This is a genomic window from Streptosporangium sp. NPDC048886 (assembly GCF_055586905.1).
The window spans coordinates 77,459-94,711 of the sequence record NZ_JBVJHH010000028.1 but is presented as its reverse complement, the minus strand read 5'-3'; the positions used below and the strand labels follow the sequence as shown (position 1 = coordinate 94,711).

General features: G+C 72.7%; 14 protein-coding genes. 9 read left to right on the top strand and 5 right to left on the bottom strand.

Annotated features, from left to right (window positions below):
- The first annotated feature begins 8 nt into the window (after positions 1 to 8).
- Genes ACZ6R6_RS30975 through ACZ6R6_RS30950 form a run of 6 tightly spaced genes read left to right on the top strand, consistent with a single transcriptional unit; the run spans position 9 to position 6,173 of the window.
- Positions 9 to 1,607, top strand: coding sequence for an ABC transporter substrate-binding protein (locus tag ACZ6R6_RS30975; protein WP_470099276.1), 1,599 nt, complete (start codon positions 9 to 11; stop codon positions 1,605 to 1,607).
- On the top strand, positions 1,588 to 2,685 hold the full coding sequence (locus tag ACZ6R6_RS30970; RefSeq protein ID WP_470099274.1) for an ABC transporter permease: 1,098 nt from the start codon (positions 1,588 to 1,590) through the stop codon (positions 2,683 to 2,685). Before ACZ6R6_RS30975 ends, ACZ6R6_RS30970 begins: the two co-directional genes overlap by 20 nt.
- Positions 2,682 to 3,521: an ABC transporter permease gene (locus ACZ6R6_RS30965; RefSeq protein WP_306869476.1), complete on the top strand. Its 840-nt coding sequence runs from the start codon at positions 2,682 to 2,684 to the stop codon at positions 3,519 to 3,521. The genes ACZ6R6_RS30970 and ACZ6R6_RS30965 overlap by 4 nt, the downstream gene beginning before the upstream one ends.
- Entirely contained in the window at positions 3,518 to 4,291 is a 774-nt protein-coding gene (locus ACZ6R6_RS30960; RefSeq protein ID WP_470099271.1) for an ABC transporter ATP-binding protein, read from the top strand. The genes ACZ6R6_RS30965 and ACZ6R6_RS30960 overlap by 4 nt, the downstream gene beginning before the upstream one ends.
- Positions 4,288 to 5,202: an ABC transporter ATP-binding protein gene (locus ACZ6R6_RS30955; RefSeq protein WP_470099269.1), complete on the top strand. Its 915-nt coding sequence runs from the start codon at positions 4,288 to 4,290 to the stop codon at positions 5,200 to 5,202. The genes ACZ6R6_RS30960 and ACZ6R6_RS30955 overlap by 4 nt, the downstream gene beginning before the upstream one ends.
- On the top strand, positions 5,178 to 6,173 hold the full coding sequence (locus ACZ6R6_RS30950) for a M24 family metallopeptidase (RefSeq protein ID WP_470099267.1): 996 nt from the start codon (positions 5,178 to 5,180) through the stop codon (positions 6,171 to 6,173). Before ACZ6R6_RS30955 ends, ACZ6R6_RS30950 begins: the two co-directional genes overlap by 25 nt.
- 179 nt (positions 6,174 to 6,352) lie before the next feature.
- On the opposite strand, the gene ACZ6R6_RS30945 is transcribed toward ACZ6R6_RS30950, so the two are convergent.
- On the bottom strand, positions 6,353 to 9,322 hold the full coding sequence (locus ACZ6R6_RS30945) for an AfsR/SARP family transcriptional regulator (RefSeq protein WP_470099265.1): 2,970 nt from the start codon (positions 9,320 to 9,322) through the stop codon (positions 6,353 to 6,355).
- A 206-nt stretch (positions 9,323 to 9,528) separates the two neighbouring features.
- On the opposite strand from ACZ6R6_RS30945, the gene ACZ6R6_RS30940 reads away from it, so the two are divergent.
- Both ACZ6R6_RS30940 and ACZ6R6_RS30935 read left to right on the top strand, forming a co-directional pair.
- The gene (locus tag ACZ6R6_RS30940) at positions 9,529 to 10,488 is read left to right on the top strand and encodes a M23 family metallopeptidase (protein WP_470099263.1); all 960 of its coding nucleotides are present in this window, start codon (positions 9,529 to 9,531) and stop codon (positions 10,486 to 10,488) included.
- Between the two features lie 74 nt (positions 10,489 to 10,562).
- Entirely contained in the window at positions 10,563 to 11,999 is a 1,437-nt protein-coding gene (locus ACZ6R6_RS30935; protein WP_470099261.1) for an N-acetylmuramoyl-L-alanine amidase, read from the top strand.
- Positions 12,000 to 12,213: 214 nt separating this feature from the next.
- Here ACZ6R6_RS30935 and ACZ6R6_RS30930 read toward each other — a convergent pair whose 3' ends face one another.
- Entirely contained in the window at positions 12,214 to 12,846 is a 633-nt protein-coding gene (locus ACZ6R6_RS30930) for a TetR/AcrR family transcriptional regulator (RefSeq protein WP_470099259.1), read from the bottom strand.
- 212 nt (positions 12,847 to 13,058) lie between these two features.
- Here ACZ6R6_RS30930 and ACZ6R6_RS30925 point away from each other — a divergent pair, with 212 nt between their 5' ends.
- Positions 13,059 to 14,519 carry an alpha/beta fold hydrolase gene (locus tag ACZ6R6_RS30925; RefSeq protein WP_470099257.1) on the top strand — a complete coding sequence of 487 codons (1,461 nt, stop codon included), beginning with the start codon at positions 13,059 to 13,061 and terminating at the stop codon, positions 14,517 to 14,519.
- Positions 14,520 to 14,719: 200 nt separating this feature from the next.
- Here the strand turns inward: ACZ6R6_RS30925 and ACZ6R6_RS30920 are convergent, their stop codons facing one another.
- Genes ACZ6R6_RS30920 through ACZ6R6_RS30910 form a run of 3 tightly spaced genes read right to left on the bottom strand, consistent with a single transcriptional unit; the run spans position 14,720 to position 17,182 of the window.
- Positions 14,720 to 15,127 carry a cupin domain-containing protein gene (locus tag ACZ6R6_RS30920; protein ID WP_470099255.1) on the bottom strand — a complete coding sequence of 136 codons (408 nt, stop codon included), beginning with the start codon at positions 15,125 to 15,127 and terminating at the stop codon, positions 14,720 to 14,722.
- A gap of 16 nt (positions 15,128 to 15,143) precedes the next feature.
- The gene (locus tag ACZ6R6_RS30915; protein ID WP_470099253.1) at positions 15,144 to 15,965 is read right to left on the bottom strand and encodes a phosphoenolpyruvate hydrolase family protein; all 822 of its coding nucleotides are present in this window, start codon (positions 15,963 to 15,965) and stop codon (positions 15,144 to 15,146) included.
- Entirely contained in the window at positions 15,962 to 17,182 is a 1,221-nt protein-coding gene (locus ACZ6R6_RS30910; RefSeq protein ID WP_470099251.1) for a Tm-1-like ATP-binding domain-containing protein, read from the bottom strand. Before ACZ6R6_RS30910 ends, ACZ6R6_RS30915 begins: the two co-directional genes overlap by 4 nt.
- Positions 17,183 to 17,253: the final 71 nt, after the last annotated feature.

Below are 17,253 nucleotides of genomic sequence, written 5' to 3'. Positions count from 1 at the left end.
GACACAGAATGGCGACCCGTTCACGGCGCCCCGGAGCGAAGGCAGCCCTGCTGCCGGTGCTGCTCACCGGCGCCCTCGCCCTTGCCGCCTGCTCCAGCGGCGGCTCGTCCACGACGTCCCAGAGCGGCGGCACCGCCGCCAAGACGCTCGTGATCGACACCTCCTTCGACCTCAAGACGGCCGACCCGGGGCGCACCTACGAGCCGACCGGCCTGATCATCGGCAAGGCGGCCTACGAGACCCTCCTCACCTTCGAGGGCTCCGACGTCACCAAGCCGGTGCCCGCCCTCGCCGAGTCGTTCGAGCTGTCCGACGACGGCAAGGAGCTGACGCTCAAGCTCCGCCAGGGCGTCACCTTCGCCGACGGCTCGCCGGTCACCGCCGACGACGTCGTCTTCTCGCTGAACCGCGTGCGCGACATGAAGGGCACCCCGTCGTTCCTGCTCGACGGGGTGGAGGTGGCCAAGACCGGCGCGGACACGATCACGCTGACGTCCAAGAGCGCCAACCCGGCGCTGCCGTACATCCTGCCCAACCCCGCCCTGGGCATCCTCAACTCCAAGGTGGCCAAGGAGCACGGCGCCACCGCGGACGCCGGCGACAAGGCCGAGCAGTACCTCAACTCCGCCTCGGCGGGCTCGGGTCCCTACACGATCGAGTCGTTCAACGTCAGCACCCAGGTCGTGCTCAAGGCGAACGCCAAGTACTGGGGCCCGGACAAGCCCGTCTACGACAAGGTCGTGCTCCGCAACGTCGAGGCCGCGACCCAGAAGCTCAACATCTCGCGTGGCGACAGCCAGGTCGCGCTGAACCTCTCCGGGGACCAGGTCGCCGGGATCACCGGTGACCTGACGGTCAAGAAGACGGCCTCGGCCAACGTGATCTTCCTGCTCGCCAACCAGAACCCCGCGGTCAGCAAGGTCACCTCCAACCCCAAGTTCGCCGAGGCCGTGCGGAAGGGCGTCGACTACGCGGGTCTGCTGGAGCTGGCCGGCGAGGGCTCGGTGCAGGCTCCCGGGGTGATCCCCTCGATGCTGCTGGGCGCGCTCCCGCCGGAGCAGGCGGCCAAGCGCGACATCGAGGGCGCCAAGGCGGCCCTCAAGGAGAGCGGCGTGGCCGACCCGACGGTCAAGCTGGAGTACCCCAGCGAGCTGACCGTCAACGGCCTGTCCTTCCAGCCGCTCGCCGAGCGGGTCCAGGCCAACCTCAAGGAGGTCGGCATCACCGTGGAGCTGGCGCCCGCGCCGATCACCACGGCCCTGGACAACTACCGCAACGGCAAGGAGGAGCTGGGCCTGTGGTACTGGGGCCCCGACTACCCCGACCCCAGCGACTACCTGTCCTTCCTGCCGGGCAAGCTCGTGGGCCTGCGGGCCGGCTGGAAGGCCGGCGCCGACAAGGAGCTGGAGGCGGCCGGCGAGAAGGCGGCCACCACGATCGGCGACGAGGCCCGGAAGCAGGCCTACGTCGACGTGCAGACCAAGCTCAACGCCTCGGGCCCGTTCGTCCCGCTCATCCAGCCGAGCCAGAACATCGTGACGGCCAAGTCCGTCACCGGCCTGGAGTTCCACCCGGTGTGGACCGTCGATGTCGCCGACCTCAAGTAACGAGGACCTGAAGGAGGGTACGGCCCGGCGCAAGCCGCCGGGCCGTGCCGGCCGCCGGAGCCCGCTGGTCCGCTTCCTGGCCCGCCGGGTGCTCACGGCGCTCCTGCTGGCGGTGGGCATCACGCTCGTCACCTTCGTCCTGACCAACATGGTCCCCGGCGACCCCGTCTCGGCCAACCTCGGCCAGCGGGCCCTGGGCGACCCGGCGATCGTCGCGCAGTGGCGGGCCGAGCACGGCCTGGACAAGCCGCTCCCCCAGCAGTACCTGCTGCACCTTCAGGGGGTCCTCCAGGGCGACCTCGGGACGAGTCAGCAGAGCCACCGCCCGGTCCTCGACGACCTGGCGGACTCCGTGCCGGCCACGCTCGAACTGGCCGGCGCCGCGATCCTGATCTCCCTCGTGGCGGGTGTGGCCTTCGGCGTGATCGCGGCGCTGCGCCGGGACCGCCTCTCCGACCACGTGCTCCGGGTCATCAGCCTGATCGGCATCTCCGTGCCGACCTTCTGGCTGGCACTGACGGCGTTCTACGTCTTCTTCTACCGGCTGCAGGTCACTCCGGGCAGCGGCCGGATCGATCCGGGCATGAGCCCGCCCCCGCAGGTCACCGGGCTGTACACGGTCGACTCCGCGCTGGCCGGGCAGTGGGACGTGTTCTCCTCGGCGGTCGGCCACCTCATCACCCCCGCACTGGTGCTGGCCCTCTACACGATCGGCCTGCTGACCCGGTTCACCCGGTCGGCGGTGCTGGAGGTGCTGGGCCAGGACTACGTGCGCGCCGCGCGGGCCAAGGGCCTGCCGCCCCGGGTGATCCTGTTCCGCTACGTGCTGCGCTCGGCGCTGGTGCCGATCATCACGGTCGCGGGCCTGGCCTTCGGCAGCCTGCTGTCGGGCACCGTGCTCGTCGAGGCGATCTTCGCCTGGCCGGGCGTGGGACAGTACGCCTACAAGAGCGCGACCACCCTCGACCTGCCCGCCGTGATGGGCGTCGGCCTGGTGGTGGGCGGGGTCTACCTCGTCATCAACCTGATCGTCGACGTGCTGTACGGCGTCATCGACCCCAGAGTGAGACTCCAGTGAAACTCCCCCAAGCATGGCGGCAGCCGCTGGCGATCGTCGGCGGGGTGATCGCGCTCGCCTGGATCGTGATCGCGCTGGCCGCCCCGCTGCTGGCGCCGCACGATCCGCTCGCCCAGGACCTGCCGCGGCTGGCCCCGCCCGGCCCGGGCCACTGGTTCGGCACCGACCAGCTCGGCCGCGACATCCTGAGCAGGGTGATGTACGGCGCGCGCCTGTCGATCCCGCTGACGCTGCTGCTGGTCGTGCTCTCGGTGCTGGTCGGCGGCCTGCTGGGCGCCTGCGCCGGATATTTCGGCAAGTGGGTTGATGAGACGATCATGCGGCTCGCCGACCTCGTCTTCGCCTTCCCCACCGTGATCCTGGCCATGGTCGTCGCCGCCGCACTCGGCGCGAGCCTCACCAACGCCGTGCTCGCCGTGCTCGTCGTCGCCTGGCCGGCCTACGCCCGCGTGACCCGCGGCCTGGTGCTGGGCGTGCGCGAGCGCGAGTTCGTGCTGAGCGGGCGGCTGCTCGGCTTCTCCGCCTGGCGCTCGCTCCGGGTGGACGTGCTGCCGAACGTCACCGGGCCGATCCTGGTGCTGGCCACCCTCGACATCGGCACCGCGCTGCTGCTGCTGTCCGGCCTGTCCTTCCTCGGGCTCGGCGCCAAGCCCCCGTCCCCCGAGTGGGGCGCGATGGTCGCCTCCGGCGTGGAGGTCTTCGACAGCTGGTGGGTGGCGACCTTCCCCGGTCTGGCCATCCTGACCGTCGTGCTGGCCTTCAACTTCCTGGGCGACACGCTGCGCGACGCCCTCGACCCGCGGACGGCCCGCGCCATCAAGGAGCGTGCGCTGTGACCCTTCTGGCCATCTCCGACCTGAAGGTCTCCATCGGCGGCAGGGAGATCCTGCGCGGCGTCGACCTCGACCTGCGGGCCGGCCGCGTGCACGGCCTGGCCGGCGAGAGCGGCTCAGGCAAGACGATGACGGGCCTGGCCGTGCTGGGGCTGCTCCCGCACGGCGCCCGCGCCACCGGCCGGATCGCCCTGGGAGAGCGCGACCTGCTCACGATGGCGCCCAAGGAGCTGAACACGGTGCGCGGCGGTGAGGTCGCCATGGTCTTCCAGGACCCGGCGACCAGCCTGCACCCGATGCTCTCGGTCGGCCGCCAGCTCACCGAGCACATGCGTCACCACCTGGGGCTCGACCGGAGACAGGCGCGGGCCAGGGCCGTCGAGCTGCTGGGCCAGGTGCGCATCCCGGGCCCCGAGGCGGCGGTCGACCGCTACCCGCACCAGTTCTCCGGCGGCATGCGCCAGCGCATCGCGATCGCGATCGCCCTGGCCTGCTCGCCGAAGGTGCTCATCGCCGACGAGCCCACGACCGCTCTCGACGTGACCGTCCAGGCCGGAGTGCTGCGGCTGCTGCGCGGCCTCTGCGACGACCTGGGCCTGGCCGTACTGCTCGTCACCCACGACCTCGGCGTGATGTCGGCGGTCGCCGACGAGGTGAGCGTGATGAAGGAAGGCCTGGTCGTGGAGACCGGACCGCGCGGCCAGGTGCTGCGCGAGCCGCGCCACCCCTACACCCGCGCCCTGCTGGAGTCGTTGCCCGGGGAGACCTCATGACACTGCTGACCGTGGACGACCTCGTCGTCGAGCATCGCACCCCGGGCCGCCCCCTGGTACGGGCGGTGGCCGGGGCCAGCCTGACCGTCGCGGCGGGCGAGGTCGTCGGTCTCGTCGGCGAGTCCGGGTGCGGCAAGTCGACGCTGGCCCGCGCGGTGTGCGGGCTCAACCGGGCCGCCGCCGGGTCGATCACCTTCGAGGGGCGGCCGGTGACCCCGCTCGGCCTGCGCCGCAGGGACCGGGCACTGGCCGGGATCCAGATGGTGTTCCAGGATCCCTACGCCTCGCTGAACCCCCGGCGCCGGGTGGGCGCGCAGATCGCCGACGGGCTGCGTACGGCGGGCGACACCGTGACCACCCCCGCCGACCTGCTGGAGCGGGTCGGGCTGCCCCGGGAGTTCGCCGCCCGCCACCCGCACGAGTTCTCCGGCGGCCAGCGGCAGCGGATCGCGATCGCCAGGGCGCTCGCCGCCCGGCCGAACCTGCTGATCGGCGACGAGCCGATCTCCGCGCTCGACGCCTCGGCACAGGCCCAGGTGGCCACGCTGATGCGCGACCTCGCGGTCTCCTCGGGCGCCGGCCTGCTGTTCATCAGCCACGACCTGTCGGTGGTACGGCTGATCGCCGACCGGATCGCGGTGATGTACCTCGGGAAGATCGTGGAGATGGGGCGGACCGCCGAGGTGTGGGCCGACCCCCGTCACCCGTACACCAAGGCGCTGCTGGGCGCGATCCCCGCGCCCGACGGCGCCGGGGTGCTCCCGGCGGAGCTGTCCGGGGATGTGCCGGATCCGGCCGACCCGCCCCGCGGCTGCCGGTTCCACCCGCGCTGCCCGGTGGCGATGGACGTCTGCCGGGAGCGCGAACCCGACTTCGGTCCCGTCGCGTGCTGGCTGCACGGGCCTGCATGATCGACGAGGTGCGCCGCAGGATGGCCGAGGAGGGGATCGACGCCCTGGTGCTGCGCCCCTCTCCCGACTTCCGCTACCTGGGGGGCCAGGGCGAGGGGTATCTCGTCCTGGACCTCCACGGCCCGCCGGCGGCGGCGGCCGGACCGCTGGAGGCGGCGGCGCTCATCCCCGCCTCCGCCCGCCGCGTCGGGGTGGACTCCGAGATGCGGGCCTGGGAGCTGTTCTCGCTGCGGGTGGAGGCCGAGCTCGTGCTGGCCTCGGCCGTGCTCGCCCCGCTCCGGCTGCACCGGGGGGCCGCGGAGGTCGCGGCGACGGAACGTGCCGCCTCGGCTGCGGACGCGGTCCTGCTCATGGCCCGCGAGCTGGCCTGGTTCGGCACCACCGAGCGCGCGATGGCGCGGCGGCTGTGGGCCATGATGGTCGAGACCGGGTGCGAGGAGGTGCTGTCGGTGCTCGTGGCGGCCGGCGAGCACAGCGCCGTCCCCCGGCACGTGCCGTGCGACCGCGTGATCAACCCGGGTGACGCGCTCCTGGTCTCGGTGTGCGGCAGATGGGGCGGCCACTGCTCGGAGGTGGCCCGCGTCTTCGCGGTGGCCGAGCCGCCGGAGGACTTCGAGGCGATGTACTCGGTCGTCCTGGCCGCGCAGCGCGCCGCCCTCGACTCGCTGCGGCCCGGCGTGCCGGCGGCGGAGGCCGGGCGGGCCGCCCGGGAGGTGATCGAGGGCAGCGGCTACGGCCACTACGCCGCGGAGCGGCCCGGCCGGGGCGTCGGCCTCGGCCACGACGAGGGCCCCTGGCTCGTCCCGGGCGACACGACGGTGCTCGCCGCCGGGATGACGGTCTGCGTCGAACCGGCGATCTACCTGCCCGAGCTGTTCGGCGCGCGGGTGGCCGACGTCGCGGTGTGCGCCCCCTCGGGGGCGCGCCGGCTCAGCGGCAGCTCGCAGACCCTGCACGTCATCGACCACTGAGCCGGGCGGGTGGCCGGGACGGCGGTCCCGGCCACCACCGGGCCACCATGAGCCGCGGCCGGAGACGTCCCGGCCAGGACATCCTGGCGCGTCCCGATCGGTGTCGGAGTGAGGGGCAGGTCCGATCCAGGGGGCAGGCTCATGACCTCCAGTTCGCTTTGTCCGAGACCGATCGGATTTTAAAAGATTTTGATTGGTTCAGTGGCGGATTGGTGACAGGAGATGTCCGTTGCCGATCGGCCGGCGAGGTCGGCCCCGCCCCGCAGCTCGCGCCGGAGCTCCAGGGCGTGATGCAGGTAGTTCTGTGCCAGCCGGGTACGGCCCGCCGACCGGTGCAGCTCGCCGAGTGTCTGGACCGTGGCCGCCTCCCCGCTCCGGTCGCCGAGCCGCTGGAAGATCAGCAGCGACCGCTCCAGCTTGTCGGAGGCGTGCGACCGGTCGCCGCGGACGACCTGGAGCCCGCCCAGGTTCTGCATCGCGTAGGCCCCGCAGTGGAGGTCGCCGAGACCTTCGAAGATGTCCAGCGCGCGCCCCTGGAAGCGCATCGCCCGGTCGGGCTCGGCCACCAGGGCGTGGAAGCGTCCGAGCTGCATGGACACGCAGCCCTCCCGGTGGGGGTCGCCGAGCCGCCTGGCCAGCCGCAGCGCCTCGCCCAGCCATCTGGACGCCTGGTGCAGGTTGCCGGAGGCCAGGCAGACCCGCCCGATCGCCTGCCGGGCGTAGGCCTCGCCGCTCTGATCGCCCATGGCCAGGAACATGGTCAGAGCCTGCCGGAAGTAGGTCAGCGCCCTGAGATGCTCGCCGCAGAACTGGTTGACCGCCCCGAGCCCGCAGATCGAGGTCGCCTCGCCCCGGGCGTCCCCCAGCTCGTGGAAGATCGTGAGGGCTCTGCGGAACATCTCCGTCGCCTCGGCGTAGCGGTCCTGGTAGAGGCACACCTGGGCCAGGCCGCGGAGCATGGCCGCCTCGCCGTGGCGGTCCTGTGCCAGGCGCGCGGCCTCCAGGGCGACCCGGTGGGTGGACTGCCACTCCTCGAAGTGACAGCGCAGGTCGTAGTAGGGGACGAGGGCCGCGGCGAGCCCCCAGGCCGACTCGGCCAGCCCCGCGTCGGCGGCCAGGCGCACCGCCCCCACGAGCGTGTCGTGCTCGGCGTCCAGCCACGACAACGGGTCGGCGGTCAGGCGCCCGAGGGTGTCGGCGGGCAGGTTCCAGCGGGTGGCCCCGGCCGCGGACAGGCTGAAGAGCGTGGTCGGCAACCGCGCTGTGGCGCTCTCGGCGGTGGCCATCCAGGCCCCGAGCACCCTGATGAGGGCCTTCCGCTCCGGGAGGCCGCCGGCCTTCTCCCTGGCGTTGCAGCGGACCAGGTCGTGCAGCCGGTAGCGTGGCTGGCCGATCGGGTCGGTGCCGACCAGCCGGAGCAGATTCACATCGACCAGGACGTCCGTCACGTCGTCGGCCCGGTGCCGGTCCAGCGCGGCGTCGACCACCCAGCCGGGTAGGGACTGCGGGCCCAGCAGGCCCAGCGCCCGCAGGGCCAGGGCCGCGTCGTCGGGCAGCAGCCGGTAGCTCCGGTCGAGGCTGACCCGCACCTCCAGGTCGCCGGCCCGCAGCTCGCTGAGCCGGTTCGACTCGTCGTCCAGCCGCTGCCCCATCACCTCCAGCGACCAGCCGGGCCGCCCCGCCAGCCGCGCTCCGGCGATCCTGACGGCGAGCGGCAGGTATCCGCAGGAGCGGAGGATCGCCGCGGCGGCCTCCCGCTCCCTCTCCAGCCGCTCCGGGCCCACGATCCTGCCCAGGAACTCCTCCGCCTCGCCGGGCGGCAGGACGTCCAGTTCGAGCTGGAGGGCGCCGGGCAGCTCCGTGATCCGCCGCCGGCTCGTCACGAGCACCGCGCAGCCGCTGCCGGGCAGCAGCGGCCGCACCTGGGCGGCGCCGGCGGCGTCGTCGAGGACGACGAGCATCGGGCGTCCGGCCAGCAGGGACCGGTACAGGGCGGAGCGTTCGCGCACGGTGGCCGGCAGGCCGGCCTCGCCGACCCCCATCGCCCGCAGCGCCTCGGCCAGCAGCTCGCCCGGGTCGGCCGGGACCCGCTCGGTCCCGCCGAGATCCAGGTAGAGCTGCCCGCCCGGATATCCGGCCCGCACGGCGTGCGCGCAGTGCACCGCCAGCGCCGACTTGCCCACGCCCGGCGCCCCCATCACCACGGTGACCAGAGGCGGCCCGTCCGGCGGGCGCTCCAAGGGCGACAGCGCCCGGGTGAGGACGGCGACGGCCTCGGCCCGGCCGGTGAAGTCCGGCGCGTCCGGGGGGAGCTGGTGGGGGGTGGAGACGGCCGCCGCGGCGGGCGGCAGGTGATGCGGCACGGCCGCGACGGCGGGCAGGAGAGCGGGCCCGGCCACGGCGGGCGGGGGCTCGCCCGCCAGGACGGCCGCGTGCGCCCGGCGCAGGTCCGCGCCGGGTTCGATCCCGAGCTCGGCGACCAGTTGCCGCCGGACCGTGGTGTAGGCGTGCAGGGCCTCGGCCTGCCGTCCGCTCCAGTGCAGGGCGAGCATCAGCCGCTGCCAGAGGTCCTCCCGGAAGGGATGCTCCTTCAGCAGCCCGCGCAGCTCGCCGATCGCGTCGGTGTACTCGCCCCGGGCCATCCTCAGGGCGATCAGCTCTTCGGCGGCGGCGAGCCGTACCTCCGCCAGCGCCTGCAGCCGCCCGTCCCAGAGCGGGCTGGCCGGCAGGTCGGCCAGCGGGGTGCCGCGCCACAGCGCGAGCGCCCGGCGGAGCCGGTCGAAGGACTCCTCCGTACGGCCGAGCGCGCGCGCCCCGGCGATCAGGTCCTCGAACAGCAGCGCGTCGAGCTGGCCGGTCGACAGCTCGATCACGTAGCCGGGCGGGCGGGCCTGGATCCGGGCACCGGCCGCCTCCAGCAGGCCGCGCAGCGAGCTCACGTAGGTGCGGATGTTGGCGTGGGCGGAGCGCGGCCGGTGCCGGGGCCACAGCACCTCGGCGAGCAGGTCCGCGCCGACCACACGGTTGGCGTCGAGCAACAGCGATGCCAGCAGGATTCGGGGTTTCGTGCCGGCGATGCGGAGGGAGCGTCCCGAGGTCCGGACGTCCAAACCACCGAGCACGCTGAATGTGGGCTGATCAACCACCATGACCGCACTTACTCCTCGTATGGAGGCGCTGCAACCATTCATCGGGTTGTGTGCTATGAGCCGGATAGGCCTTTATACAGATTTTGGATGATTTTTGTACCGGCAATCCAGACCCTGGACCCCAGCAAGAGCCTTTCGAGAGATCCAACAGACAGTGCACGGTGCCGGTCAAGGCTTCGCCCCCGGGACCTGTGGAAAGGATCCGCATGAGACTCAGAGGGGTGCTCACGGTGGGGTTCGCCCTGCTGCTCAGCCTCGCGGGCGGCGCCGTCATGGCTCCGGGCGCCGGTGCGGGGGTGCTGGGGGACCCTGTGCCGAACAGCAGCGAGACCGATCCCGCCCCGGACGACGGGGCGACCCTCCTGGCGACGAACTTCCAGATGCCCTTCCCCTGCGGGCAGAGCTGGACGGGTAACTCCAGCGCGAGCAGCGCGCACCAGTCGTGGGAGATCGACTTCAACCGGGGCGGCACCGCCGACGCCGACCTGGGGGACACCGTCGTCGCGGCCGCCGCCGGTACGGTGGTCATCTCGGCCCACCAGGGGTCGACCAACGGATACGGGAACCTCGTCAAGATCGACCACGGTGGCGGCTGGTCCACCTACTACGCGCACCTGAACGTGCGCTCGGTGAGCGCGGGCGCCCAGGTCTCCCAGGGCCAGCAGATCGGTACCGTCGGCAACACCAGCAAGCCCGGCAACAACATCTCGCCCCACCTGCACTACGAGGTCCGGATGGGCAGCAGCTACCCGTCCAACATCCAGAAGGCCGTCTTCAACGGGTCCACGTTCGGCTACCCGGTCCAGACCCTGACCTCCAACAACTGCGGCGGCAGCACCAACCCGCACACCCCGCAGTCGGTCTGCGGCAGCGGCTACGACGTGGTCGACTCCGCGGCGCTGGGCTCCTCCGGCACCGTCTACCTGCTCTACAACAACGCCAACGGCTACAACTGCGTGACCACCATCAAGCGCTCGTCGATCGGCACGGCGACGGCCACCAGCGCCTACCTGGAGGTCCAGGGCAGCAGCCGGATCACCGACTCCGGCAACTTCGCCTACTACGCGGGCCCGGTGCGCGCCTCCGGCGCCGGCAAGTGCGTCAAGTGGGGCGGCAAGGCCGGCGCCTCCAGCTACGACAGCCCCTTCGAACACTGCGGCAGCTGATGCCGGGGGCCGCCTCCGCCCGCACCGGCCGGGGGCGGCCCCTTCAGCGGATCCCCACTCCCTGAGGAGAATCTGTGCAGGCCCGACTCCGCCGTTCAGCCGTGTTGCTGGCCGGTTCGCTCATCCCCCTCTCGCTCCTGGTGGGCCGGCCCGCGAGCGCCGCTCCGGCCGACCCCATGACCGACGCCTTCACCCGCGCGGCCGCGACCTACGAGATCCCCCGCGACCTGCTCGTCACCCTCGGGTACGCCGAGACCCACCTCGACGGACACCACGGCGAGCCCAGCGCCAGCGGCGGCTACGGAGTGATGCACCTGGTCAGCAACCCCACCGCCCACACCCTGGAGCGCGCGGCCGCACTGACCGCACAACCGCTCTCGGCGCTGAAGAGCGACGACGCGGCCAACATCACCGGCGGCGCCGCGGTGCTGCGCGCCTACGCCGACGAGCTCGGACTGGACGCCGCCGCCCGCAAGGACGCCGGCAGGTGGTACACGGCGGTGGCCCGGTACGGCAACGCCTCCTCCCCCGAGGTGGCCCGGCTGTACGCCGACACCGTCTACGAGCTGCTCGCCGCCGGCGTGCGCGCCACCACCCCCGGCGGCCAGGCCCTGACCGTGACCGCGCAGGCGGTGCAGCCCGACCGCGGCGACTACGCCAAGGCCCGGGACCTGGACAGAACCTTCGCGGCCGCGGCCGTGGACTACCCCTCGGCGCACTGGGTCCCGGCCAGCTCCAGCAACTACGCCGTCTCCAACCGGCCGGCGAGCGACGCGATCGACCGCATCGTCATCCACGTGACCCAGGGCTCCTACGCCGGCACGATCTCCTGGTTCCAGAACCCCGCCGCCCAGGTCTCGGCGCACTACGTCGTCCGCTCCTCCGACGGCGACATCACCCAGATGGTCCGCGAGAAGGACCGCGCCTGGCACGCCCGTGACTACAACAGCCGGTCGGTCGGCATCGAGCACGAGGGCTACGTCGACAACGCCTCCTGGTTCACCGACACGATGTACCGCGCCTCGGCGGCGCTGACCCGCAGCATCGCCGACCGGTACGGCATCCCCAAGGACCGCGCCCACATCGTCGGGCACGTGGAGGTCCCGGGCAACGACCACACCGACCCCGGCCCGTACTGGGACTGGACCAAGTACATGCAGTACGTCGGCGGCAGCGGCGGCGGCACCAACCCGCACACTCCCGAGTCGGTCTGCGGCAGCGGATACACGGTGATCGACTCCGCCGCCCTGGGCACGGCCGGCACCGTCTACCTGCTCTACAACAGCGCCACCGGCTACAACTGCGTCGCCACCGTGAAGAGGACCTCCCTCGGCACGGCGACGGCCACCAGCGCCTACCTGGAGGTGCAGGGCAAGACCCGCGTCACCGACTCCGGCAACTTCGCCTACTACGCCGGTCCGGTGCGCGCCGCCGCGGCCGACAAGTGCGTCAAGTGGGGCGGCAAGGCCGGCACCTCCAGCTACGACAGCCCCTTCGAACACTGCGGATAGCCGGCCGGGCACGCTCCGAGCCGGCTCACCGTCCGCAGGTGATCGGTGACGGGGGTGCGGCCGCGAGGCGGGGGCCGCGGCGGCCGCCCCCGTCTGCCGGGCCGGTATCCGGCCCGGCGGACGCGCGCCCCCGCCGGGGACGATCAGCAGGTCGGCACGTCCGGCGATCGGACCGGGAGCGTGCCGGCCTCGCCGCGTGCCGGCCTCCCGCCGCCTACCGCTCCGGCGGGAGGTCCCGGCGCACCAGGATCCCGGCCCGGGCCGCGTGCGCGGCCATCGCGGCCACCCGGTCGGCGAGGGCGGAGTCGATCGGCTCCGCGGTGACCAGCATCCGGTAGTAGAACGGGGCTGCCACCATCCCGATCACCTCTTCCGCGTCGGTGTCGGCGGGCACCTCCCCACGGTCGATGGCCCGCCGGACCAGGAGCGAGGTCTCCCGGATCCGGAACGCCACGACCGCCGACAGGGTTTCGCGGGCGGCCGGGTCGCGGACCGCGGCCGCCACCATGACGTCGAGCCAGACGCGCTGGGCCACGTGCGCGTAGATCGTCAGGAAGGCCCCGGCCAGGGCCCGCAGGTCGGTCTCGAGATCCCCCGAATCAGGGAAGGACTCTCCCCCGGTGGGCACGCCCGCGTCGTCGGCGAACCGGTACGCCAGATCCTGGATCACCCCCTCCAGGTTGGTCCACCGCCGGTAGACGGTGGAGGCCGCCACCCCCGCCCGCATCGCGATCTTCTCCACGCTCGTCTCGGCGTAGCCGCGCTCGACCAGTTCGGCCAGCGTGGCGTCCAGTACGGCGGTGCGGTTGCGCGCCGTACGGCCGCCCGGCCGCCGCTTGGACTCCAAATGCGAACCTTCTTGCATTAAGTCCCCTCCTCCTGTCATCATCCAGATTAATGCAAACTGGTTCGCATTAACCGGGAGATTCGGGCGCGGCGCGGCGGCGACTCCCGGCATGGAACATGCGACTAATGCGACTAACGCTACTTATGCCACTTGACCCATTAGATCCTTGCCCGCTATAACTAATGCATCATCACGGCTTGGAGGCATGTTAAATGAACACCCCTCGTGTGGCACACCGGTATGTGGACGTCGACGGAGTCCGTGTCTTCTACCGGCAGACCGGCCCGGCGGGCGCGCCCACGCTCCTCCTCCTGCACGGCTTCCCCTCGGCCTCGCACCAGTTCCGGCGGCTGATGGACGCTCTCGGCGGCCGGTACCGGCTGATCGCCCCCGACTACCCCGGTTTCGGGCTCACCGAGGCCCCGGAGGACTTCACCTACTCCTTCGACCGGCTGGCCGACGTCGTCGAGGGCTTCGTGACGGCGCTGGGGCTGGACAGGTTCGTGATGTACACCTTCGACTTCGGCGGCCCCGTCGGTTTCCGGCTGGCCACCAGGCACCCCGAGTGGATCGCCGGACTGATCGTCCAGAACGCCAACCTCTACGAGGAGGGCCTGTCGGACCTCGCCCGGGGCATGATCGCCAACCGGCCCGGCGTGGAGGGGGCCGAGGCCAACGTCAGGCAGATCCTCGAACTGCCGGTCACCCGGAGCCAGTACGAGGGCGGCACCACCGACGTCGAGCTCGTCGCCCCCGACGGCTGGATCCTCGACCAGCACTTCCTTGACCTTCCGGGCCGGAAGGAGGCCCAGGTCGACCTGGCCCTCGACTACCACTCCAACGTGGCCCGCTACCCCGAGTGGCAGCAGTGGCTGCGCGACCACCGGCCGCCCACCCTCATCGTGTGGGGCCGGGGCGACGCCTTCTTCCCGGAGGCCGGCGCCCGCGCCTACCTCCGGGACCTGCCGGAGGCGGAGCTCCACCTCTTCGACACCGGTCACTTCGCTCTTGAGGAGAACCTCCCCGAGATCGCCCCCCTCATCGCCGACTTCGTCGACGACCTCCGGAAGGACACTCCCATGAAGATCGCAGTCATCGGCGCCGCCGGAAACCTCGCCGGCGCCGTCGCCCGGGAGGCCGCCGCCCGGGGTCACCTGATCACCGCGCTGGGCAGGGACACCATGGACGTCACCGACCCCGCCTCGATCAAGGACGCGGTCGCCGGACATGACGCCGTGGTGGCCGGGATCAAGGGCCCGGACCGGCTGGTGCCCCGGGGCGCCCAGGCGCTGCTCGAAGGGCTCCCGCTCGCCGGGGTGAACCGCCTGATGTTCATCGGCGGCGGCGGGAGCCTGGAGTACGCCCCCGGGCAGCGCTACGTGGACTCCCCGAACTTCCCGCCGCAGTATCTCGAGACCGCCCGCGACCAGACCGAGGCGCTGGAGATCCTCCGTGGGGCGCAGACCCCGGTCGAGTGGTCCTACGTCAGCCCGCCGCCGATGCACCTGGTGCCGGGCGAGAAGACCGGCGTCTACCGGGCCGAGGCCGGCGACACCCCCATCACCGATGAGAACGGGGAGAGCCGCATCTCCGTCGGCGACTACGCCTGCGCGATCGTCGACGCCCTGGAGAAGGGCTCCTTCATCCGCGAGCGCTTCACCACCGCCTACTGACCGGCGGCGCGCTCGGCGCCCGCGGACCCTCGCGCGGGCACCGGCACGAGGTGGGATCACCGGCCGTCACGGGTGCGGACGCGCCGGCCCGGCATCGATCCCCGGCGGACCGGCCCTGCCCGGCCCGCCGGGGATCGACATGTGTCAGCCCGCGCCCGCGAGCCCGTCGCGCGAGGCTACGGCGGGAAGCGGGGCGGCCGTCAGGCCTGGCGCCACCGCGCCACGCTGCCGGCCCCGTGCACGCGCAGGTCCGGCGCGGCCTCCAGCGCCTTCTCCGCGCCGCCGGGGGTGTAGGTGACGATGAGGCGCAGCGGGCGCCAGGTCGCGTTGAAGGTCGAGTGGTAGGCGCCGGCCGGGATGTGCACGGTGTCGCCCTCCCTGATCGGGAACGGCTCGCCGTCGTCGACCATCTGCACGGCCTCACCGGAGATCACGTAGATGATCTCCTCGGCGTCGGGGTGGTTGTGCCGGGCGTGCCCCTGGCCGGGGTTGATTATCACCTCGCCGAACGTGCCGGTCGCCCCCTGGACGGTCGACGGGGTGACGAACCACTTGATCGCCCCCCAGTCGAAGGCCATCGTGGGAACCGCGTCGGGACTCACATGCATGCGATCTCCTGAGATCTCAGAACTTCATCGACTTGAAGGCCCTGACCTGCTGGGTGACGGCGCGCTCGGTCGGCAGCCGCTCGACCGACGAGGCGCCGAAGAAGCCCACGACCCCCTCGGTGCGCGACAGCACGTAGGCCGCGTCCTCGGGCTCGGCGATCGGCCCGCCGTGGCAGAGCACGAGAATGTCGGGCCGGACTGCCACCGCGGCGTCGCGCATCGCCTGGACCCGCTCCACGGCCTCGTCCAGGGTCAGGGCGGTCCCCGCGCCGATGCTGCCCTTGGTGGTCAGCCCGACATGCGGGACCAGGACGTCGGCGCCCGCCTCGGCCATGGCGCGCGCCTGGTCCTCGTCGAAGACGTAGGGCGCGCTCAGCAGGTCGCGCTCGCGCGCCAGCCGGACCATCTCGACCTCCAGGTCGTAGCCCATGCCGGTCTCCTCCAGGTTCTGGCGGAAGACCCCGTCGTACAGGCCCACGGTCGGGAAGTTCTGCACGCCGGCGAAGCCCATGGCGGCGAGCTGGTCGAGGAACCTGGGCATCAGCCGGAACGGGTCGGTGCCGCACACCCCGGCCAGGACCGGGGTGTCCCGGACGACGGGGAGCACCTCCGCCGCCATCTCGACGACGATCTGGTTGGCGTCGCCGTAGGGCAGCAGCCCGGCCAGCGAGCCGCGGCCCGCCATCCGGTAACGGCCGGAGTTGTAGATGATGATCATGTCGACGCCGCCGGCCTCGGCGCACTTGGCCGACAGGCCGGTGCCCGCGCCCGCGCCGATGACCGGACGGCCCTCGGCGACGGTCCGCCGGAGTCGGGCGAGGACGTCTCCGCGGTTCACCGCGTCCCTCCCGAAGAGATCATCTGGTGGAGCCGGTCGGCCGTCGCGCGGCCGAACCCGGGGTCGTTGACGTGCAGGTCGAGCTCCTCTATCTCGACGGCCGTGCCGCGCAGGCCGTCCGCCAGGGCCTCGAAGCAGGCCTCGTCCGCCTTGGGGTCGTGGAAGGCGCCGCCCGGGGCGTCGAGGGCGGAGACCCCGCCGCGCGGGAGGAACAGCGTCACCGGGCCGGTGGCGCCGCGCAGCTTCCCGGCCACCCGGCGGCCGAGCTCGCCCATCTCCTCGGCGGTGGTCCGCATCAGCGTCACGGTCGGGTTGTGCACGTAGAGCGTGCGCCCCTCGAAGCGCTCGGGCACCGTGTCCCGGGGGCCGAAGTTGACCATGTCCAGCGCGCCGGGGGCGACCACCTGGGGAACGCCGGCCGCACCGGCCGCGGTCAACCGCTCCGGACCGGCCGACAGCACGCCGCCGACCAGGTCGTCGGCCAGCTCGGTGGTGGTGAGGTCGAGCACGCCCGCCAGCAGCCCGCTCGCGGCGAGCCCCTCCAGCGCCCGCCCGCCGGCCCCGGTCGCATGGAAGACCAGCACCTCGTAGCCGAGCTCCTCCAGACGCTCCCGGGCCGCGTCCACCGCGGGCGTGGTCACTCCGAACATGGACGCGGCGACGAGCGGGCGGTCGTCGCCGCCGGCCGGGACCTCGGCGCTCGCCATGCCGGCCACGGCGGCGGCCGCGTTGCCGAGGACGCGCCTGGAGAGCCGGTTGAGGCCGGCGATGTCGACGACGCTGTACATCAGCGTCACGTCCTTGGCCCCCACGTAGGGGGCCACGTCACCGGAGGCCATGGTCGACACGATGACCTTCGGCAGGCCGATCGGCAGATCGCGTACGGCCCGGGCCGCGATCGAGGACCCGCCGCTGCCGCCGACCGCGAGCACGCCGTCGAGCCGGCCCTCGCCGTACAGCTCGGCCAGGACCGCCGCGGCGCCCTCACCCATCGCGGTGACGGCGGCGCCCCGGTCCCCCGCCGCGCGCAGCGCCCCGGCCTCGGCCCCGGCGGCCCGGGCCACCCGGTCGTTGCCGATGTCGGCGGTCACCTGCGCCCGGCCGACCCCGGCGTCGACCAGGACGACCTCGCAGCCGAGCCCACGCAGGCGCTCACGGAGCCAGGCGTACTCCCGTCCCTTCGTGTCCAGCGTCCCTACCAGGCAGATCGTCGGCATCTCACGCCACGCCCCTCCGTCCGCAGACCTTCCCCGCCGCCGGTCGCCCCCGGAGCCGGGCGCGCCGGCCC